Source organism: Candidatus Epulonipiscium sp., from assembly GCA_012519205.1.
Lineage (GTDB): Bacteria > Bacillota > Clostridia > Lachnospirales > Defluviitaleaceae > JAAYQR01.
On sequence record JAAYQR010000019.1, the window covers coordinates 20,705 to 41,814 of the forward strand.

17 protein-coding genes, 1 other RNA gene and 1 pseudogene are annotated in these 21,110 nt (G+C 33.8%); 12 read left to right on the forward strand and 7 right to left on the reverse strand.

What is annotated here, in order from left to right:
- The first annotated feature begins 98 nt into the window (after positions 1–98).
- On the forward strand, positions 99–338 hold the full coding sequence (secG, locus tag GX308_05910) for a preprotein translocase subunit SecG (GenBank protein NLK21609.1): 240 nt from the start codon (positions 99–101) through the stop codon (positions 336–338).
- Positions 339–453: 115 nt separating this feature from the next.
- Positions 454–2,595, forward strand: coding sequence for a ribonuclease R (gene rnr / locus GX308_05915; GenBank protein NLK21610.1), 2,142 nt, complete (start codon positions 454–456; stop codon positions 2,593–2,595).
- A 59-nt stretch (positions 2,596–2,654) separates the two neighbouring features.
- Here rnr and GX308_05920 read toward each other — a convergent pair whose 3' ends face one another.
- Complete coding sequence (locus GX308_05920) at positions 2,655–3,605, reverse strand: hypothetical protein (GenBank protein NLK21611.1); 951 nt, start codon at positions 3,603–3,605, stop codon at positions 2,655–2,657.
- Positions 3,606–3,847: 242 nt separating this feature from the next.
- Here GX308_05920 and smpB point away from each other — a divergent pair, with 242 nt between their 5' ends.
- The 8 genes and pseudogenes from smpB to GX308_05960 all read left to right on the forward strand — a co-directional run bounded on the left by smpB (position 3,848) and on the right by GX308_05960 (position 12,583).
- On the forward strand, positions 3,848–4,321 hold the full coding sequence (gene smpB, locus GX308_05925; protein NLK21612.1) for an SsrA-binding protein SmpB: 474 nt from the start codon (positions 3,848–3,850) through the stop codon (positions 4,319–4,321).
- A 10-nt stretch (positions 4,322–4,331) separates the two neighbouring features.
- Positions 4,332–4,682, forward strand: a transfer-messenger RNA (tmRNA) gene (ssrA, locus tag GX308_05930).
- Between the two features lie 138 nt (positions 4,683–4,820).
- Entirely contained in the window at positions 4,821–5,531 is a 711-nt protein-coding gene (locus GX308_05935) for an HAD family hydrolase (GenBank protein ID NLK21613.1), read from the forward strand.
- Positions 5,532–5,763: 232 nt separating this feature from the next.
- Positions 5,764–6,572: pseudogene (locus GX308_05940) on the forward strand (AAC(3) family N-acetyltransferase).
- Between the two features lie 147 nt (positions 6,573–6,719).
- Entirely contained in the window at positions 6,720–8,786 is a 2,067-nt protein-coding gene (locus tag GX308_05945; GenBank protein NLK21614.1) for a methyl-accepting chemotaxis protein, read from the forward strand.
- A gap of 35 nt (positions 8,787–8,821) precedes the next feature.
- Positions 8,822–9,994 carry an iron-containing alcohol dehydrogenase gene (locus tag GX308_05950; protein NLK21615.1) on the forward strand — a complete coding sequence of 391 codons (1,173 nt, stop codon included), beginning with the start codon at positions 8,822–8,824 and terminating at the stop codon, positions 9,992–9,994.
- A 168-nt stretch (positions 9,995–10,162) separates the two neighbouring features.
- Complete coding sequence (locus tag GX308_05955; protein NLK21616.1) at positions 10,163–11,458, forward strand: D-alanyl-D-alanine carboxypeptidase; 1,296 nt, start codon at positions 10,163–10,165, stop codon at positions 11,456–11,458.
- A gap of 66 nt (positions 11,459–11,524) precedes the next feature.
- Complete coding sequence (locus GX308_05960; protein ID NLK21617.1) at positions 11,525–12,583, forward strand: galactose mutarotase; 1,059 nt, start codon at positions 11,525–11,527, stop codon at positions 12,581–12,583.
- 48 nt (positions 12,584–12,631) lie between these two features.
- Here the strand turns inward: GX308_05960 and GX308_05965 are convergent, their stop codons facing one another.
- The 6 genes from GX308_05965 to GX308_05990 form a co-directional block, all read right to left on the reverse strand.
- Entirely contained in the window at positions 12,632–13,195 is a 564-nt protein-coding gene (locus GX308_05965; GenBank protein NLK21618.1) for a chromate transporter, read from the reverse strand.
- A complete protein-coding gene (locus tag GX308_05970; GenBank protein ID NLK21619.1) occupies positions 13,195–13,737 on the reverse strand; it encodes a chromate transporter in 543 nt (180 codons plus the stop codon). Before GX308_05970 ends, GX308_05965 begins: the two co-directional genes overlap by 1 nt.
- Before the next feature lie 49 nt (positions 13,738–13,786).
- Positions 13,787–13,918 carry a sodium pump decarboxylase gamma subunit gene (locus GX308_05975; GenBank protein ID NLK21620.1) on the reverse strand — a complete coding sequence of 44 codons (132 nt, stop codon included), beginning with the start codon at positions 13,916–13,918 and terminating at the stop codon, positions 13,787–13,789.
- 30 nt (positions 13,919–13,948) lie between these two features.
- Positions 13,949–15,085: a sodium ion-translocating decarboxylase subunit beta gene (locus tag GX308_05980; GenBank protein NLK21621.1), complete on the reverse strand. Its 1,137-nt coding sequence runs from the start codon at positions 15,083–15,085 to the stop codon at positions 13,949–13,951.
- A gap of 136 nt (positions 15,086–15,221) precedes the next feature.
- On the reverse strand, positions 15,222–16,127 hold the full coding sequence (locus GX308_05985; GenBank protein NLK21622.1) for a DUF421 domain-containing protein: 906 nt from the start codon (positions 16,125–16,127) through the stop codon (positions 15,222–15,224).
- Positions 16,127–16,339, reverse strand: a complete 213-nt coding sequence (locus GX308_05990) for a DUF1657 domain-containing protein (protein ID NLK21623.1) — start codon at positions 16,337–16,339, stop codon at positions 16,127–16,129. Before GX308_05990 ends, GX308_05985 begins: the two co-directional genes overlap by 1 nt.
- Before the next feature lie 468 nt (positions 16,340–16,807).
- On the opposite strand from GX308_05990, the gene GX308_05995 reads away from it, so the two are divergent.
- Both GX308_05995 and GX308_06000 read left to right on the forward strand, forming a co-directional pair.
- Complete coding sequence (locus tag GX308_05995; GenBank protein NLK21624.1) at positions 16,808–18,046, forward strand: aminopeptidase; 1,239 nt, start codon at positions 16,808–16,810, stop codon at positions 18,044–18,046.
- A 189-nt stretch (positions 18,047–18,235) separates the two neighbouring features.
- The gene (locus GX308_06000; protein ID NLK21625.1) at positions 18,236–20,140 is read left to right on the forward strand and encodes an ABC-F family ATP-binding cassette domain-containing protein; all 1,905 of its coding nucleotides are present in this window, start codon (positions 18,236–18,238) and stop codon (positions 20,138–20,140) included.
- Positions 20,141–21,110 lie beyond the last annotated feature (970 nt).

The window sequence follows — 21,110 nt, forward strand, 5'->3', positions numbered from 1 at the left end:
AATACTCAGTAGATACTTGCTGAGTATTTTTTTAAATTTGTTGATAAAAAATATTCTTTATGATAAAATACTAATGTTGATGAATGGGAGGTGTAGATGTGGACATACTTACTATTATTATATCAGTTGTATATGTAATATTGGCTTTAGGACTTATCACGGTTGTACTACTTCAAGAGGGAAAATCAGCGGGGCTTGGTTCTATTGGTGGAGCAGCAGAAACCTACTGGGGTAAAAATAAAGCTCATTCTTTAGAAGGTGCTTTTGAAAAGTATACGAAAATTGGGGCGGGGCTTTTTATTATATTGGCTCTTGTACTTAATGTATTGATTAAATAAAACACACTTTTTAAAAAGTGTGTTTTTTAATTTAATTTTTATTTCTATGTTTAGGCTTTAGGATTATAGACATACTAAGGATAAAAGGTATAGTGCGAAAGAAGAGGTGGTACAAATGGAAGAAAATAAAGATAGAAAGCAACTGATATTAGATTTTATGCAGCATAAGGATTATACCCCCATGAAAATAAAACAACTTAGTATAATTTTACAAGTCCCTAATAATGAAAAGGTATTATTAGAAGAATTACTAGGCGAATTGATTAAGGAAGGAAAAGTAATTAAAACTAAAAAGGGGAAATATGCTATCCCCGAAACTTTGAATATGGTTATAGGTGTTTTTCAAGGAAACAGTAAGGGTTTTGGATTTTTATTATTGGATGATCCAGATTCAAAGGACATCTTTATCCCTGCCGAGGCTGTGAATGGGGCTATGCATAAAGACAAGGTACTATGTAAAATAACAAGGCCTGCTGCAGATGGGAAAAGGACAGAAGGGGAAATTGTAGAGATACTTGAAAGAGGCTCGGATAAGATTGTGGGGACTTATGAACAAAGTAGATATTTTGGTTTTGTAATTCCCGATGATAAAAATTTCGCTAAGGATATTTTTATACCTAAGGGTGCTAATTTAGGGGCAGTTACGGGGCATAAGGTAGTCATTAAAATTACTGATTGGGGAAAGGATAGGAGAAATCCAGAAGGAGAAGTCATCGAAATATTAGGACATATAAATGATCCTAGAACCGATATACTAGCCATCATAAAACAATTTGACATGTCTATGGAATTCCCGGAAGAGGTAATGAGTCAAACGAAAGGTATCCCGGAAGAAGTTTTAGAAAATTCTATCGAGGGGAGGAAAGACCTTCGAAATATCAGAATGGTTACCATTGATGGGGAAGATGCAAAGGATTTAGACGATGCCATTTCCTTAGAAAAGCTTTCTAACGGATTGTATAGGTTAGGGGTACATATAGCTGATGTGACCCACTATGTAAGGGAAAACACCCCTTTAGATAAAGAAGCCCTGGATAGAGGTACCAGCGTATATTTAGTAGATAGGGTTATTCCCATGCTCCCCCATAAATTATCTAATGGTATATGCTCCCTTAATGCAGGAGAGGATAGGCTGGCCCTTAGTTGCATCATGGATATAGATTATAACGGTAATGTGCAAAGCCATCAAATAGCAGAAACAGTAATCAATATAGACGAAAGAATGACATATACCAATGTTAAAAAAATCTTAGTAGATAAAGATGCCAAATTAATGGAAAGATACAAGGATTATATAGACTTTTTCAAGCTAATGGAAAAGTTATGTTTAATTCTGAAAAATAAAAGGGATAAAAGAGGAGCAATAGATTTTGATTTTGAGGAGGCTAAGATAATACTGGACGAAGAAGGTCGTGCCATAGATATCAAAACCCATGAAAGAAATATTGCTACGAGAATTATAGAGGAGTTTATGTTGGTATGTAATGAAACTGTGGCTGAAGATTACTTTTGGCAAGGCATTCCTTTTTTATATCGTTCACATCAAGACCCTGATTCTGAAAAAATATTAAAGCTATCTACTTTTATTCATAATTTTGGATACCGCATAAAGGGAGCGAGTAATGTTCATCCAAAAGATTTACAAAAAATCTTAATGGATATAAAAAGTAAGCCCGAAGAAAACGTGATAAGCCGTTTGGTTCTTCGTTCGATGCAGCAAGCAAGATACACTCCTAATAATGATGGTCATTTTGGATTGGCTGCAAAATATTACTGTCATTTTACATCTCCTATAAGGCGATATCCCGACTTACAGATTCACAGAATTATTAAAGCAAATCTTCAGGGAAGAATGGATGATAAATATCAAAATATACTTAAAAAGAAAATGGCCGATGTGGCAAAGCATTGTTCCCTCAGAGAAAGAACTGCTGAAGAAGCAGAAAGGCAAACAGAACAGCTTAAAAAGGTTGAATTTATGAAAGACAAAATAGGTGAAGTGTATGATGGTATAATATCAGGGATTACCTCTTGGGGAATGTATGTTGAATTATCCAATACAGTAGAAGGTCTTGTCCATGTGACGGAAATGGATGATGATTATTATATATTTGATGAACAGCATTATTTACTTATTGGTGAAAAGAGAAAGAAGATTTATAGATTAGGAGATCAGGTAAAGGTAAAGCTTATAAAAGCAGATACCATACAAAGGACAATTGATTTTTCATTGGTATTACCTGAGGAAGATGAATAGAAGGCAGCGGAGGGAGAAAGGCAATATAATAAAAATAGACGGAGGATTTTTTCCAACGTCTATTTTCCCATTTTATCAATATATTGAACAGCATAATTAATAATATCGTCATTGGTATATTCTAAATCAGGTTTAATACCTTCCCCTTGAATATTAATATTATTAGGAGTGTTCCAAAGCATAGTGGTTGCTTTTATGGCAAAACCATCCTTAAGGGGCATTGTGAACTGTCCAATTCCCTTTCCAAAAGTAGTCTCACCTATTAGGGTAACATTATCTAGATTATCTTTTAAGGCAGCTATGAATCCCTCGCTAGAACTGGCAGTGTTACTATCTTGCAAAATAATAACATTATTAAAACCTAATATCTGATTCTTTTTACTTTTTATAGTTCGTGTAAATAACTTTGAACGGGTAATGTCAAAGGAGATAACCCTATTCTTTGGAATAAATAAGTCACTGATATAATATAGGGCAAAAACATCACCCCCAGGGTTACCCCTTAAATCAACAATGATATTTGGATATTCATTTAGGACTTTAGATTGGTCTTTTATAAATTTCTTGGTATATTTAGAAAAATTGGTGAGCTTAAGATATACAATATCATCAGAAAGTTCTTCTAAATAGGCTTGCTCAGCTTCCTTGATGGTAATTTCCTTGCTTTTCTTATATTGTTCTGGGAGGTATTGATATGTATACCTATCATTTTTAATCGCACGTATTTCCCTAGTTACTATAGACATTACAAGATTATCAAAGTATTTATAGTAATCACCATTAACAGTTCTATTTAATTCTTTTTCATAAAGTTTTTCAAGGGAATCAGTATAAACATAATTTTGGTTGATCAAATGTTTGAAAACAAAGTAATCATAATTTAGGTAAATATAATATGAGGCTCCACATAAAAAAAGGATAAATATAGTAAGAAGAGTATAAAATTTTCTTTTTAGACTTTTGTATTGATAATCCATGGATATAAACATGGGCTTTTTTCTTCCAAACATATAACCCCTCCAATATTAATAATATTTCAATATAATTATTATTGTTATATTAGTGTTTCCTAATATTAGTGTATGTTATAATTAGACAAAATACAATAATTATTTTAAATTATACATAAAAACATTACATATAAATGCATAATTTACACAAAAAGGTATCTAAAAAAACTTGAAAATCCTAATGAATATGTTATAATTAATTTTGCACCTTTTAAAGTAGCAGATATAGGAGAGTTTCTATTATGGCAAAAAATCCATCGAACTATAAATTAATAGCACAAAATAAAAAGGCTAATCACGATTATTTTATTGAAGATACCTACGAAGCAGGGGTTGTCCTTGCAGGTACTGAGGTTAAATCAATTCGTATGGGTAAGGCTAGTATAAAAGAAAGTTTTGTTCGTGTAAGGGATGGGGAAGTATTCATCTATAATATGCATATAAATCCATATGAAAAAGGGAATATCTTCAATAAAGACCCCTTAAGAACAAGAAAACTACTCCTTCATAGAAGTGAAATCTCAAAAATTTTGGGTGCCGTAACGCAAAAGGGTTATACTATCGTTCCTTTGAAAATTTACATCAAAGGAAGTTTGGTCAAAGTCCTCATTGGTGTTGCTAAGGGTAAAAAATTATACGATAAACGAGAAGAGATTGCCAAGAAAGATCAAAGGCGACAGGCAGAAAAAGATTTCAAAGTCAAAAATCTGTATTAACCCATATCACGGGGGTGTACTGGTTTCGACGGGAGTCATGTATAGTGGGGCAGCCATCCGCAGACTCCGGAGCTGCGATAACAATCTGGAACTTAAACGTAAACGCAGAAGACAATTTTGCATTCGCTGCCTAATTAGGCAGCTGTCTCTCTTAGATAACCCGCGTTCTAGGAAGAGGCATCGACTAGCGGGCAACTTTCACTCCTAAGCTTTGCGGAGCTGATCGTATCTATGAAGCTACCAAGGTATTAAGCCCGTCGTTAGGCGTCTTACCAAGGGAAACCTAAAGTAACGACTTTGATGGAAGAGACCACGCTATATGGATTTTCGGACGGGGGTTCGATTCCCCCCACCTCCATTCAATATATCCACGTCACCTTTTGGGGACGTGGATTTTCCCTTTAGCAAGAAACTCTTGCCTTTTAGGAGTAAGGCTATCATAATAAGAATAGAATTATAAATGATATAATATAAAGATTGAATGATGAGGTACTTTATTATGTATAAGAATTATTTGTTTGATTTATATGGAACACTAATTAATATCAAAACAGACGAGGAAAAGTCAAGTTTTTGGAAAGGACTGGCACAATTTTATAGTTTTAATGGTGCCCCATACGAAGGCCTGGAATTAAAATTAATATACTTACAGAAAATAAGAGAAAAAAAAGAGGGTAATTTAAAAACAAAATATCCAGAGGTAAAACTAGTTGAAGTCATTACTGAAATGTACTGGGAAAAAGGAATTAAACCTTCCCTAGAATTAATAATCCATACAACTCAATTTTTTAGAATTACGTCTACTGAATACATTAAACTTTATGACGGTGTCATAAAGTTTTTAGATATACTAAAGGGTAGAGGAAAGAAACTATATGTTCTATCAAATGCCCAACGTGAATTTACATTACCCGAATTAGATTATTTAGGAATAGCCAAATATTTTGATGGGATTTATATTTCTTCAGATTATGAGATTTGTAAACCTGATATACAGTTTATCAACGAATTAATTAAAAGAGAGAAACTATCAGTGAAAGAAAGCATTATGATTGGAAATGATCACATTGCAGATGTAGGAGTAGCTACAGGAGTTGGAATGGACTGCCTATATATTCACTCGAACCTTTCCCAAGAACTAGAAAGTACTCCAAAATGTAAGTATACTATAATGGATGGAGATTTAAAAGATATTTGGCATCAAATATGAGTGATGCCTGTTTGTCCACTTTATTAATATACATCCATTTCTGAGACTCTCTATTTAGTAGATGATTATGAAGAGGTATATAAATAAAAGTATGCGAAAGGTGGTTTCATAATCCTAAACTCATTCAATCAAGGGGCAGTAGGTTCCTGGCGGGTTGGGTAAGTGTCCCTTCTATAGGGGATTGAGAATGGGAGCAAAACAATATAGAAAGTTTACAATAAGGAGAAGGGAAATGCCTAAAAAAAATAAAGAAAGAGCTATATTAACAAAGGAGGATTTGATCAGTCAATTTAAGCCTTGCGGGATTGACAAAGGCCATACTGTATTTGTACATACTTCTTTAAAAAGTTTAGGTTTTGTAGTGGGGGGGCAGAAACTTTAATAAGGGCACTTTTAGAAATAGTAGGAACAGAAGGTACAATAATGATGCCTTCACAGACATGGAAGAACCTTGATCCATCTACTGGAGTGCATTGGGAAGAACCCGAGGAATGGTGGCCTATTATACGAAAAAATTGGCCAGCGTATGATAAGGAAGTTACTCCTGCAATCGGGATGGGCGTTGTAGCTGAGATGTTTAGAAAATGGCCAGGAGCAAAAAGAAGCGATCACCCCGCAAGATCAGTTGCTGCAGTTGGAAAATATGCAGCATACCTTACAAAAGAACATGATTTAAGCAATATCTTTGGGAAGAATTCACCTGTTGATAAGCTATATGAATTGGATGGATATATTTTATTAATTGGTGTAGGGTATGACAAAAACACTTCTTTTCATTTGGCAGAAACCAGAGCAAACTTTCCTACGAAATGCTTTATAAATGAAAGCAGTGCTATATGGAAAAATGGGAAGAGAGAATGGGTAACATATACCACTCAGGCAGTAGATGATTCAGATTTTATAAGAATGGGTGATGAATATGACAAGGAAAAAAACACCAAGATACATAAGGTTGGAAATGCAAATGTACGCTATATAAAGCAAAGACCCCTAGTTGATTGGGCTACCCATTGGATTGAAAAAAACAGGATATCTTTGTAATGCCAGACTAGAATAGCAATAAGGCCAACATTTCCCATGTGAAGACAATAGAAAATTTATATATTTTGATAGAGGTATATAGGTTTTTAGTGTATAATAAATACTAGTTTAATATATTGACTAATTATATCGACAGGAGGATACACCATGAAGGACAGAAAAAGCTTTTATACTTATAGGAGGGGTCTATTTAGCAATATTGGAATTACCCAAAGATTAATTATAACCTTTATTATATTAAGTGTTGTTCCGCTAAGTATAATAGCGGGTTTTTCCTACTTTAATGCAGAAAAAACAGTCAAGGATAAGGTTGGTTTTTATTCAAAGAAGATGATTGAACAATTGGCTATTAATATTAATTCTAAAATAGATGAATTTGAAAGAATAACCAAAATGGTTATTGGAAATGATGAATTAATGAAAAATATAGAGAAGCGAAATTTTGATAGTCTTTCAGAAAAAAATAATAATGATGAAAATATAAAGAATGCATTGTTCTCCATGAACTTTTCAAATAGTTCAATGGAAGCGCTCTATATTTATAGATATGATGGAGAAATATTCAAGGCAGGTAGTAGAATTAATCTGGGAAAGGAATTAGGCGGGGAAAGTGAAGAACAAGTTTTAAAGGATTTACTTGAAGTTTCTAAAGAAACAGGGGACGATATGATATGGACAACAGGCTTTAATGATACATACAGATATGTACTTTTATTAAAACAGATAAAAAGCGTAAAAACGGCAGATAATCTAGGAGTATTGGTTATTGTAATTAATGGCAGCGAACTAAATTCTGTTATTGAACAGGCAGGGCTTGTTGGTAGCGCCAGTATGACATTAATAGACAAAGATAAAAGGATAATCACAAGCCTTAAGGGACTTGAAGTTAATGATGAAGTAATAGGCACTGAATTTGCAGAGAAATATTTGGATAGAATATATGGAGAAGAACCTTCTGATAATTTTACAAATTCTAATGAGGTAATAAGCTATTCCACTACAAAAAACGGGTGGAAGTTAATTATTAAGGAGCCCATTTCTGAGTTAATGAAGGAAATGAAAGTAGTAAAACAAGGTATTATAGGCATACTCATTTTTTGTATAGTTGTATCTATATTAGTAGGGATGTTCATTTCTTTTAGTATTTCTAGGCCATTGAGACTTATAATGAATTTAATGGGTAGAATTGAGCAAGGGGACCTAACAGTATCATCACCTATTATTGGTAAAAATGAAATAGGAAAATTATCCCATAGCTTTAACAAAATGATAGATAATATTCGTAATTTAATTATGCAGACACAACATGTGGCAGATCAGGTAGAAAATGATACAGACGTAATAAAAGGCTCTTCAGAGCAATCGGCAGCGTCATCTAATCAAGTAGCCACAGCTATTAGCGAATTAGCAGAAGGAGCTAGTGAGCAATCAAAACAAGTTGATAATACAAATAAGCTCATGGATAAATTAGCAAATAACATCAACCATGTTATAAAAAGAATAGAAGATATGATAGATATGATTGAGCAAACAGAAACTTCGAGGGATTATGCAGTGAATACGATGGAACAATTAAATGAAAAAACTAAAAGTGCTGTAGAATCATCTAATATAATATATGAAGAAATTAGGCAATTAAGTGAAGAAACAAAAGAAGTTATTCAAGTGGTTAAGGTAATAGCAGGAATTAGTGAGCAGACAAATCTACTTGCCCTAAACGCAGCAATAGAAGCAGCTAGGGCAGGAAAAGCAGGAAAGGGTTTTGCAGTGGTTGCTGATGAAATCCGTAAGCTGGCCATGGGAACTAAGGATGCTACAGGTATGATTAATAAAATCATTTCTAACATTCAGACTAAGACTGATAAGGCAGTTGGAATTGTTGAGACTTCCGATAAGATTTTTGAAGAGCAAAAGGTAATGGTTTATGAAACAAACAATGCTTTTAATGATATGGCTCAATGCATGCAAAACATGATACAGCAGATAGAGGATATAAATGAAAAGATAGAGGATATAGAGCAGCAAAAGGAACAGTCAGTAGATGCTATCACTAACATTTCAGCTATTGTACAAGAAAGCGCAGCATCAATTGAAGAAGTAACTGCAACCAGCCAAGAACAGACGAGTTCTGCAGATCAGCTGGCACTACTTGCAAACAACCTAACCAGTGTAATTCAGAACTTGAAAAATTCGCTAAACCAATTTAAAATATAACAGACATAAATATCACTACATTTAGGAGGAGAATAATGGATAATTTTATATTTCAAAATCCTACAAAGATTATTTTTGGGAAAGGGACCGAGAATGAAGTAGGAAAAGAAGTTAGTAAATATAGCAAGAAAATATTACTTCATTATGGTGGTGGAAGCATTAAAAAAACAGGTCTCTATGAACGGGTGACTACATCTTTAAAGGGTGTAGGGGTTGAATATTTAGAACTTTCCGGGGTTAAGCCTAATCCAAGACTTAACCTTGTAAGGGAAGGAATAAGGATATGTCGTGAGAACAATGTCGATTTTATATTAGCAGTTGGGGGTGGCAGTGTTATTGATTCCTCCAAGGCAATTGCTATGGGAACGGTTTATGAGGGAGATGTTTGGGACTTTTATACCGGCAAAGCATTACCTAAGGCTGCTCTACCTTTAGGCACAGTCTTAACCATACCCGCTGCAGGTAGTGAATCTAGCAGTTCTTCCGTTATAACTAATGAAGAGGGATGGTATAAAAGGGGTGTAGGGTCCGATTTGATCTACCCTAGATTTTCTATACTAAATCCTGAATTGACCTACACTCTTCCGAAATATCAAGTTGCCTGTGGGGCGGCTGATATCTTAGCACATTTAATGGAAAGGTACTTTACGAATACTAAAAGCGTTGAATTGATAGATCGCCTGATTGAATCCACCATGAAAACAATTATCAATAATGTCCCTCTGGTTATTAAGGATTCAGATAATTATGATGCATGGGCACAGGTCATGTGGGCTGGTACAATAGCACATAATAATATACTTAGTACTGGGAGAGTAGGTGACTGGGGTTCCCATGATATAGAGCATGAGCTAAGTGGCATTTATGACGTAGCCCATGGAGCGGGATTAGCTGTTGTTTTCCCTGCATGGATGAAATATGTTTACAAATATGATTTAGATAGATTCATTCAATTTGCCGTTAGGGTATGGAATACAGAACAAGATTATTTTAATCCTGAGGAAACAGCTTTAAAGGGCATTAAGAAACTTGAAGAGTTTTTCAAGTCCATCGGTCTTCCTATTACTTTAGAAGGACTAGGGATTAAGGATGATAGATTAGAAGAGATGGCAGATAAAGCTACAGATTCAGACCAATCTACTTTAGGTAATTTTGTAAAACTAACTAAAAAAGATGTTTACAATATTTTAAAATTAGCAAGAGAATAACGAATAAAAAATTAGTATCTATGAGGATACTAATTTTTTTATGGACTATATTTCCGTGAAGAAATTGGAAGGAATAATTAATGCATAAGGGTGTAATTTTAAAAAAATTATGTTACAATGGGTACGATGCAATTTTACATAAAAATATGCAGCGGAAGGAGCCTAAATGTGAAACGAAAACTATTTATTGCTTTAATATTTATTTTAGTACTAATTAATATTTCTCCTATCAAAGCTGAGGAAGTTTCTCTTTCTATACAGTCCGAAGCAGTGATTCTCATTGAAGAAAGTACCGGTAAAGTACTTTTTGAAAAGAATGCTTACCAAAAAATGTATCCGGCTAGTACAACTAAAATTTTAACAGCATTGATTGCTTTGGAAAACTTAGACGCAAATAAAATTATTAAAATAGGTAACGAAGTATACTCCGTACCTTTAGATGCAAGTAAAGCTGGACATATTCCTGGGGATGAGATTACTCTAAAAGATTTATTGATATCTTTATTGTTACCATCTGGTAATGATTCGGCATTTGTTATTGCTACAGAGGTGGCAAAAAAAACTACGGGTAATGACACCTTAGATTTCAACAGTGCGATTACAGAATTTGCAATTTTAATGAACGAAAGAGCTAAAGAAATAAAGGTAACCAATACAAATTTTGTTAACCCCCATGGGTATCATGATGAAAATCATTATACTACTGCTTATGAATTGGCTCTAATTACAAGAGAAGCCTTAAAAAATCCTGAATTTAAAGAAATCATTAAAATGCCTTTATCCACTATTGGAAGTGAAGGTGCACAAAACCAGAGAACATTAACCTTTAGAAATAGGAACTTACTTCTAGATTCAAGAGATAACAACACATATTATCCCTATGCTACAGGTGGGAAAACCGGATTTACTGACGAGGCGGGAGAATGCCTTGTTGCAACTGCAACGAAGGATGGAATGAATTTGATTGCAGTTATTTTAAAGAGCCCTAAGGACACAAGATGGAATGAAACCAAGGCATTATTTGACTATGGCTTTGAAAGTTTCAAATTCCATAAGGTAGTAGACAAGGGAGAGATTGTAAGTATAGTTGATGTAGAAAAGGCATCCCCTAAGGGGCCAGCACAATTAGAAGTAATATCAAAAGATGAGTATACGGACCTATTTCACAAAAACGATATTTCAAAGATTAAGGAAAATATAACTTTAAATACTGAAACTCTTATTGCACCTATTGTACAGGGAGAAACCGTAGGAGAGGTAACCTTTACCTTAGGTGGGGAAGAACTTTCTAAGATTAAGTTGGACGCAAAATACGATATTGAAAAGCGTACAATATGGGATGTCATGATTTCAATTGAAGCTATTCCGTATTGGAGCGGGATTATAGGTGGCATAATCATCTTATGCGGAGTGATGAATATGTTAAAGAAAAGAAAAAGAAAAAAAGGTTTTCATCTTAGATAATATCATCTATACCATAATTGGATGCTATGGTAAAATTATAGCAGTTTCTACTAAAGGAGGAATTTTATGAGCATTATAAAAAGGAGTTTTGGAAAAAATGAAGATGGGAAAGAAATATTTCTTTTTAGGCTTACCAATTCTAAAAAAATGGAAGTTGAAATCACCAATTATGGGGGGATAATAGTCTCTATTTTTGTTCCCGATAAAAATGGTAAGATAGATGATGTAACACTCGGTTTTGATAATCTTGATAGCTACCTAAACAAAAACCCGTTTTTTGGGGCGTTGGTTGGTAGACATGCTAATAGAATTGAAAAAGGTAAATTTACCCTTAATGAAAAAACCTATTATGTTGTTAAAAACGATGGAGATAATCATTTGCACGGTGGGGTTAAAGGTTTTGATAAACAGATATGGGAACCAAAGATTATCGAAATTGATAACGGGGAAAGTTTGGAACTTACTTACCTAAGCAAGGATGGGGAAGAAAATTACCCGGGAAATCTTAAGGTGAGGGTTACATACACCCTTAATGAAGAGAATGAACTAAAAATAGATTATTATGCTATTAGTGATAAGGATACAGTAGTTAACCTCACAAATCATGCTTATTTTAATTTAAAAGGCCATGGAAGTGGAGATATTCTAGACCATGAATTGATGATTAATTCTGACAGGTTTACTGTGATTAATGATGAATGTATTCCAATAGGTCAATTTAGGGATGTAAAAGGTACCCCTATGGATTTTACTTCCTTAACCCCTATTAGAAAAGGAATATTTTCAGAGGATGAACAAGTTAAGTGTGGGAAAGGATATGACCATAATTGGGTGTTAAATGTAAATGGAAAAGTCCCTGAAAAGGCAGGAGAATTATTTGAACCTAGCAGCGGACGACTAATGGAATTTTTTACAACAAAACCCGGGGTTCAATTTTATTCTGGAAATTTTATTGAAGACTGTCCTACGGGTAAGGACGGGGTGGAGTATGGTAGAAGAGCTGGCCTCTGTCTTGAAACCCAGTACTTCCCCAATGCATTAAACCATGAACATTTTCCTTCACCGATACTTAGAGCAGGAGAGGAATACAAACATATCACGATTTATAAATTCTCTATAAGATAAAAAAATCACCCAGTACATCCTTTGATAGATATATTGGGTGATTTTTGACTAATATCTTAAGAGAACCCCTATGAATCCAGAGATAATAATAAATAGTATAGGATGTTTTTTATATTTTTGGATTAGGTAAAGTATAATCAAGAACAATATAATAGCTTTATAGTTTAAGATTTTCAATAAATTACTTCCCACCTTAAGTTGTTCTGTATTTAATAGGGTGAGTTTTGCTACTTCAAAACCTGCAGCCGATATAAGGCCCACAACAGCAGGACGAATACCGTTTAGGCTGGCCCTTACATAGGGATGTTCACTAAATCTCATATAATAATGGGCAATAAGTATAATAATAATAACCGACGGGGCTACTATCCCCAAAGTAGCAACAAGAGAACCTAAGATACCTCCCCCTTTATATCCTACAAAGGTGGCAGTATTAATCCCTATAGGTCCTGGGGTGGATTCTGAAACAGCAATCATATTTAACAAATCATAAGTAGTTATCCAATTGTATTTATCCACCATTTGATGCAGGAAGGGGAGGGTAGCAAGCCCACCACCAATGGAGAATAAACCGATTTTAAAAAACTCTAGAAATAATAATAAGTAAATCATCATGAATCCACCTTTTTACGAAGATTTATTAAGGTACCCAAGGCACCGCTAAGGAGTATGACAAACACAGGAGAAATATTTGTAAATGCAATTAAAAGAAAAGATAAGGTAAACAGTACAATTCCAATCCAATCTTTAACAGATTGATTCCACATTTTAATGATTGTATGGGTGATTAAGGCAACTACAGATACTCTTATCCCCCCCAAGGCATGTTGCACAATAGGATAGTCCTGGAAATGTTGAAAAAACATTGCTACAATTGTTATGATTACTAAGGAAGGGGCAACCATTCCTGCCGTAGCAAAGATAGAACCAAGGATGCCTTTTCTTTTATAGCCTATAAAAGTAGCTGTATTAATAGCGATAATTCCGGGGGTGCATTGTCCAATGGCATAGTAATCGAGGACTTCTTCGTCAGTGGCCCATTTCCTTTCTTCTACTACTTCTTTTTGGATAATGGGTAGCATTGCATATCCTCCCCCAAAGGTAAAGCCACCTATACGGGCAAAAACAAGAAATAAATCAATAAGTTCTTTCATATATTTTACTCCTTATATCTAGGGCAAACGATTCAAAAAAGATAGCAATTTAAATTTTTGAATCATCCACAGGTATTTTGGAAAGTATAATTACGACAAAGGTAATTAATAAAATAACTACAAATATCCCAAGCATTCCTTTCCACATTATATTTAGGGAAAGAATAAAATTATCAAACATAATATTAAGCTCCTTCTATATCCATATATTTTAAAGCATCTGAGATAATAGATTAAGGATTATTCCTCCTGCTACTACCGAGCCAATTTGGCCGGAAACATTTGCTCCTATTGCATGCATCAAAAGATGGTTTGTGGGATTTTCCTTAAGTCCCATCTTTTGGACAACCCTGGCAGACATAGGGAATGCAGAAATACCTGCAGCACCAATCATTGGATTAACCTTTTCTTTTAGAAATAAATTAAGAAATTTTGCAAACAAAACACCGCCTATGGTATCAAAGATGAAGGCTAATAATCCTAAGCCCATGATTAATAGGGTATTTATGGATACAAATGCTTCAGCTTTCATGCTAAAGGATATGGTGATGCCAAGTAATAAAGTTATTAGATTTGCTAAGGTATTTTGGGCTGTTTCGGATAAGCTATTTAGCACACCACACTCTCTAATAAGATTACCAAACATCAAAAATCCAACTAGAGATACGGACATAGGTGCTACAAGTCCAGCAATGAATGTTACAGCAATAGGAAAGATAAGCCTCGTTTTTTTAGAAATAGCTTTTGGATTATAAGACATTTTAATTAATCTTTCTTTTTTGGTTGTAACAAGTTTTATCGCCAGGGGTTGTACCATCGGTACCAATGCCATATAGGAATAAGCTGCTACGGCAATAGCACCAATGTATTTAGAACCTAGGATTTGTGATACTAAAATTGATGTAGGACCATCTGCTGCCCCAATGATTCCGATAGATGCAGCATCCTTTAAATCAAAGCCAAGTAGGGTGGCTACTGATATGGTAAAAAATATGCCAAACTGGGCAGCAGCACCGAATAAGAGCATCTTAGGATTAGAAAGAAGGGGCCCAAAATCTATCATTGCACCAATACCGATAAAAAGTAAAATAGGTAGTGCTTCAGAAGCTTCTATGCCCATATTAAATAACCATTCTATAATTCCTTTCGTTTCACCAATACCTGCAAGGGTTTGATTTAAGACTCCGGAGGCAGGCAAATTAACTAAAATTGCACCAAATCCCATAGGGAGGAGCAATGCAGGTTCAAAGTCTTTGTATACAGCCAAATATATAAGCAGTATTCCTATTAAATACATAATAAATTGTTGAGGTGTAATTGACATAAGTCCTGAAATTAGAAAATCCATAAAAAATAATCCTCCTGTTATTAATCCAAAAGTTTACAATCTGCGATTTGCAATTAAAGACATTATACCACAATTTTTTCATACATGCATATTAGTAGACTGCCATAATTAATAGTATAATTTTGGCAGTCTTATCTTAATGTTTAGGAGGATTGATTATTTTATTGCTATTATCTTTATCCCTTAGGTAATGGTGGAAATATTGAATAATGTGTTCGATATTTTCAGCACAACTTTCATATAAAATCTTTGCTTGCTTATTATCAGTTTCATTATGATATGTTAGTAAGTCTGAACGAACCTTGTTTAATTTGGCAAGGAGTATTTGGTTGGAAGTATCATTAGAGGGAAGATTATCGTAGTAATCATAGGAGTCTATAAATAAATTTCCACTATTATCGACTTGGGCAAATGAAATCTTAGCCAAATCAAAGACTCCTTTTTCGCCAAGCTTACTCATAAGCCAAGAACGGGTTAAACCGTACTCATATAGGGCATCCTCATCAATTTGCCCTTCTCTTATTATTAGATTTCCGATTCCACTATAAGTCGTGGGGAGTTTAAGATGAGAAGGAGTTAGGACTTGCTTATTAGGTTTTTGTTGTATACTAATATCACCATTCGTTTCAAGAAAAGCAAATTCTACATCTGATAAATTGAAGACATTCTTTTCCCTGAGTTTTGTGGTTAATTCATCAATATTTAATCTTTCCTTTTTAAGTTTATCTTCGATGATTCTGCCATTTTTTATGAGCATTGTTTTACTGCCAATAGTCAGTTTTCTAAAAGAAATACTTTTTAGGGATAGATATGAGGTAATTATTTGAAGTAGTCCTAAGGTAGCTAAGACAATGAATATTTTTACAAGAGTATTAGAGGTATCAACTGATAAAGTTGCAGCTGAACTTCCTATGGTAATACCTATTACATAATCAAAGAATGATAATTGAGATATTTCTCGCTTACCCATTAGACGGGTTATAATAAGCAGAGAAATGTAAGTAAAAACAATTTGCATTACTAATTGTAAGTAAGTGGACATTATTTATTACCCTCCCTATACTGGGGTTCTTCCTCTTCTATATCTTCTATTCTACCTTTTAATTTTCTTATTACTGAATTTGTTTGGGTAGATAGCTGCTCAAACATTTGTTTTGTTTGGGCATCGGAAGTTTCTAAGTATGATACTGTGAAGTCTGCAGCAATTCCTTCTAGGGTGGCTAAGGTTGCCCTTAGTTTTTTATCAACGGGCATATTTACCCTCCTTTAACCTATGAATAGATTTAGTATTTACAAATTAAATGATTGTATTCAGGAAGTCATAAATGATATGATATAAATTAAGAAAATTAGGAAGGGTAAAAGTAGCTGGAGAAAAAACCAAGAAATATAGTTATCTCCTTAGGTGTACTTCTTACCTTAGGTTTTGAATATATTAGTAGGCACCCCTTATTGCAAGTGGCAGATTTTATAAAATTAAATCAAATAGAAAAAGCAATTACTGTGTATTAAGTCTTATCATATTGTTTATAATAGGTAGGATACTAATATATAAGGTACCTAGTTAAGAAACTAAAATTTTTTGTACTGCGTAGGATGATCGGCCGTTATTAGTATTATGCCGTCATTTCTACTTGATTGTCATAGAAAAAAGTAATATATTTATATTGAAGCATTAAAATGCCTAAAAGGTTACTACTAAGGACAACAGAAAGGAGAACAATAATGAATGTAGAACTGTTAAAAAAATATGCAAGGCTTCTTGTAAAAACAGGGGTAAACATCAAAAAGGATCAGCTCTTAATGATTATAAGTCCTATAGAAGCAGCACCCTTTACAAGAATCGTTTCGGAAATCGCTTATAAAGAAGGAGCAAAGGATGTACAAATCCTTTGGAAAGATGAAGTATCTACCAAGATAAAATATTTATATGCTCCTGAAGAAGTGTTTGAAACATACCCTAGCTGGCAGAAAGATTTTTATATTTCTTATGCTAGAGCTGGAGCAGCAATTTTGAATATTTTCGCTGAAGATCCAGAACTCCTTAAGGATATCGATGTAAAGAGGGTTGCAAAATATCAGAAAGTAACCAATACAGAGCTAAAAGAATATAGAGATAGAACTATGACTAACCAAAATGCTTGGTGTATTGCATCCATACCTACTGCTGCTTGGGCTAGGAAGGTATATCCTAATGTATCGGAAGGAGAAGCTGTTGATAAACTATGGGAAGCTATCTTAAAGACGGTACGAGTAGATACTAAAGACCCGGTAGCTTCATGGGAAGAGCATAAGAAGAATTTAGAAAAAAGAATGGAGGTTTTAAACGCTAGCAAGCTTCAATACCTTCATTATAAAAATGAATTGGGTACTGACCTTAAAATAGAGCTTCCCCCAAATCATATTTGGACGGGAGGCGCTGATAAAACACAAGAAGGCAGAGAATTCATAGCCAATATGCCTACAGAGGAAGTATTTACATTACCTAAAAAAGACGGTGTTAATGGCAAAGTAGTAAGTTCTATACCTCTAAATTATAATGGAAACCTTATAGACAAATTTTCCTTGACCTTTAAAGAGGGAAGAATTGTTGACTCTACCGCTGAAAAGGGATATGAAAGCCTAAAACATCTTATAGATACCGATGAAGGTTCCCATTACTTAGGAGAAGTGGCATTGGTACCCTATGATTCCCCAATTTCTAATTTAAGGACTTTATTTTACAACACTTTATTTGATGAAAATGCTTCCTGTCATTTAGCTATAGGCAGAGCTTACTCCCCTTGTATTAAGGGAGGAGAAAAAATGAGTCCCGAGGAATTAGCTAAAGAAGGTGCTAACGATTCTCTGGTTCACGTAGATTTTATGGTAGGTACTAAGGATCTTGAAATTATGGGAACTACCGTGGACGGAAAAGAGATTCCTATATTTGAGGGAGGAAATTTCGCATTTGAATCATAAAAAGTCCTAGGAGATATCTCCTAGGACTTTTTATGATTCAAATCTATTTATTATATTTCTATTCCTGTCTTTTGGTTTGCACTAATTCAGCATTATTTTAATGCATTAGGAAAACCTTGTCTACTTTTCTATTAAGCGTATTTACGATATAATAATTGTATCAATGAAAACATAAGAAGGGGTATCAATATGAATTTATTGTCCGTTGAAAACATAACTAAAATATATGGTGACAAAGTATTATTTAAAGATATATCCTTTGGGATTAACGAGGGGGATAAAATCGGTTTAATAGGTATTAACGGTACAGGGAAGAGTACTTTCCTAAAGATACTTATAGGGAAAGAGATTCCCGATTATGGCAGTATTACTACTATTAATGGCATTAGGATTGAATATCTTTCCCAAAATCCCAGTTTTGACGATAACTCCACGGTCCTAGAGCAGATTTTTAATGGCAACAATCTAACTACCCAGCTTATTAAAGAATATGAAGAGACTTTAGATAAGCTAAATAAAGATGGCCAAAATCAAAACCTTCAAGAAAAACTGCTTAAGCTAAATGAAAAAATGGATAAGGCGGATGCCTGGCAACTGGAGAGTGAAGCCAAAACCATCCTAACAAAACTGGGCATTTCTAATTTTGACGCAAAGGTAGGAACCCTTTCGGGAGGGCAAAGAAAGAGAATTGCCATAGCAGGGGCTCTTATTCGTCCATCGGATTTACTCGTCCTAGATGAACCAACTAACCAAATTGATAACGGAACTATTCTTTGGCTGGAGGAATATCTAAATAAGCGAAAAGGTGCTCTTATTATGATTACACATGATAGATATTTTTTAGATAGAATAGCAAATAGAATTATCGAACTAGATTGTGGAAACCTTTATGAATATAAAGGCAATTATACAAGGTTTATCGAAGCAAAAGCCTTAAGGGAAGAACAGCATAAGATTGACGAAGGAAAAAGGCAAAGACTTTATAAAAAGGAACTGGAATGGATAAGAAGTGGCGTAAGAGCTAGAGGAACCAAGCAAAAAGCAAGAATAGACAGATTTGAAGCATTACAGAATGAACAAGTTAATACAAACTCTGAGACCATGGAGATATCCGTAGGCACAAGAAGGTTAGGAAAAAAGATAATAGAACTAGGCAATATAAGCAAAGCTTTTGGGGATAAAATCCTTATAAAGGATTTTACCTATATATTTTTAAAAGAAGATCGAGTAGGGATTATCGGGCCCAATGGTAGTGGAAAATCAACTCTTTTAAATATCATCGCCGGGCTAATAAGGCCTGATAAGGGGAGTGTGGAAATAGGAGAAACCATAAAGATAGGCTACTACTCCCAGGAAAATAAAGATATGGATGAAAGTCTTAGGGTCATTGAATATATAAGAGAAGAGGCGGAGTATATAGAAAGTGGGAACGGCACTAAAATTACGGCATCTATGATGCTTGAAAGATTTTTATTTCCTCTAAATATGCAATGGACTCCTATTGGGAAACTTTCCGGAGGTGAAAAGAGAAGGTTGTATTTGCTTAGGGTTCTTATGGGGTCGCCGAATGTACTTCTTTTGGATGAGCCTACCAATGACCTAGATATTCAAACCCTAGAAATATTAGAAGAATACCTAGAGGAGTTTATGGGCCCTGTGATTACAGTTTCCCATGATAGGTATTTTTTAGATAAAGTAGTGGAAAAGATTTTTAATTTCGAAGGAGAAGGAATAATAAAAAATTATCCTGGAAATTTCGAAGATTATCAAAATAGAATCCAAAATAAGATATCAGAGGAAAAGGTTATTTATAGAGAAAAAGAAAAAAAGGATACTAGGAAAAAGAAAAAAGATACAAAAATTAAATTTACCTTTAAAGAAAAGCAAGAGTTTGAACAAATAGAGGGGTGGATTGAAAAGGCAGAAAACGAGTTAAATGAAATTCATAATAAGATAAATAATACAAAAAGTGACTATATACTCTTACAGGAACTAGATAAAGAGCAAAATGAAATAGGAAAACATTTAGAAGAACTAATGGAACGATGGGAATATCTTAATGAATTAGCAGAAAAAATGAATAATACTAAATAAAACTCAACGTTTTCTATTTATAACAAACGCAATTACGATAGCTAATATAATTCCAAGACAAAAAATGCCGCCAAACGCAATAAGAAGATTTGATCTAACCATAATATGCTCCTCTGTTTTTATATAATTGTAACATAACAAGAAAGTGAAAACAATCAATTTAAATTATTTAAAAGATATATAAAAACAGCTGCCATTAGGTAAATTCTAACGGCAGCTGTTTTTATATATTAATTAAAGGGGGGTGTATAACAAATTTGATTTATATATTTATTATAGGGGGTAAATATGAATTAGGTATGAACACGATATTACAAGTTGATGAAATTATATATGCAGCTTACTTTTTATTTTTTCTTTAAGTTTGTCAGGCAGCCTATAATATAAACTTATTAGTAAAAGGGCAGTAGACATAAGGACAATGGATACAATTAGTGACCAAGTAAATTTTATAGGCCTGTTAGACTGATGATTAAGAATGTACTCAAGGCCGATAGAAAACAAGGAAATCCCTACGCATAAATGAGAAGGTATAAAAATAAATTGATTTTTAAATTTACTTCTATTATATAGATAAAGAAGAAAAAAAGAAATGATTATAGAAAGTATAATAATAGGTAAAGCATGTGAGTAGCACCAGGTTACATTATAATCTACATAATCAAGTCCAAAGGTTAAACAAAAAGTGGTAATACCCATACCTAGTATGGAGTAGTAATGGTTTTTTATGTAGCCAAAAAGGAGAAAAACATAAAACCAGGAAGAAATAACACTTATAATGCTATACTTTATTGCATATTGACTTATATTAATGAATGAATTAATAGCCATTAAAATGAATACTGCACTAAATATTAAAATAGATAAAGTAAAAAATATTTGATTTTTGACTTTAAGTATTTTTTCATAATATATATTTTCGGCCTCGGGGAATTTTGATTCTTCTAAAAAAATTCATTCTCTTCTGTTG

Excerpts from the sequence above, each read along its gene's own strand:
- rnr (NLK21610.1), top strand. The coding sequence starts at position 454 with ATGGAAGAAAATAAAGATAGAAAGCAACTGATATTAGATTTTATGCAG.
- GX308_05920 (NLK21611.1), bottom strand. The coding sequence starts at position 3,605 with ATGTTTGGAAGAAAAAAGCCCATGTTTATATCCATGGATTATCAATAC.
- smpB (NLK21612.1), top strand. The coding sequence starts at position 3,848 with ATGGCAAAAAATCCATCGAACTATAAATTAATAGCACAAAATAAAAAG.
- GX308_05935 (NLK21613.1), top strand. The coding sequence starts at position 4,821 with ATGTATAAGAATTATTTGTTTGATTTATATGGAACACTAATTAATATC.
- GX308_05945 (NLK21614.1), top strand. The coding sequence starts at position 6,720 with ATGAAGGACAGAAAAAGCTTTTATACTTATAGGAGGGGTCTATTTAGC.
- GX308_05950 (NLK21615.1), top strand. The coding sequence starts at position 8,822 with ATGGATAATTTTATATTTCAAAATCCTACAAAGATTATTTTTGGGAAA.
- GX308_05960 (NLK21617.1), top strand. The coding sequence starts at position 11,525 with ATGAGCATTATAAAAAGGAGTTTTGGAAAAAATGAAGATGGGAAAGAA.
- GX308_05965 (NLK21618.1), bottom strand. The coding sequence starts at position 13,195 with ATGATTTACTTATTATTATTTCTAGAGTTTTTTAAAATCGGTTTATTC.
- GX308_05970 (NLK21619.1), bottom strand. The coding sequence starts at position 13,737 with ATGAAAGAACTTATTGATTTATTTCTTGTTTTTGCCCGTATAGGTGGC.
- GX308_05975 (NLK21620.1), bottom strand. The coding sequence starts at position 13,918 with ATGTTTGATAATTTTATTCTTTCCCTAAATATAATGTGGAAAGGAATG.
- GX308_05980 (NLK21621.1), bottom strand. The coding sequence starts at position 15,085 with ATGGATTTTCTAATTTCAGGACTTATGTCAATTACACCTCAACAATTT.
- GX308_05985 (NLK21622.1), bottom strand. The coding sequence starts at position 16,127 with ATGTCCACTTACTTACAATTAGTAATGCAAATTGTTTTTACTTACATT.
- GX308_05990 (NLK21623.1), bottom strand. The coding sequence starts at position 16,339 with ATGCCCGTTGATAAAAAACTAAGGGCAACCTTAGCCACCCTAGAAGGA.
- GX308_06000 (NLK21625.1), top strand. The coding sequence starts at position 18,236 with ATGAATTTATTGTCCGTTGAAAACATAACTAAAATATATGGTGACAAA.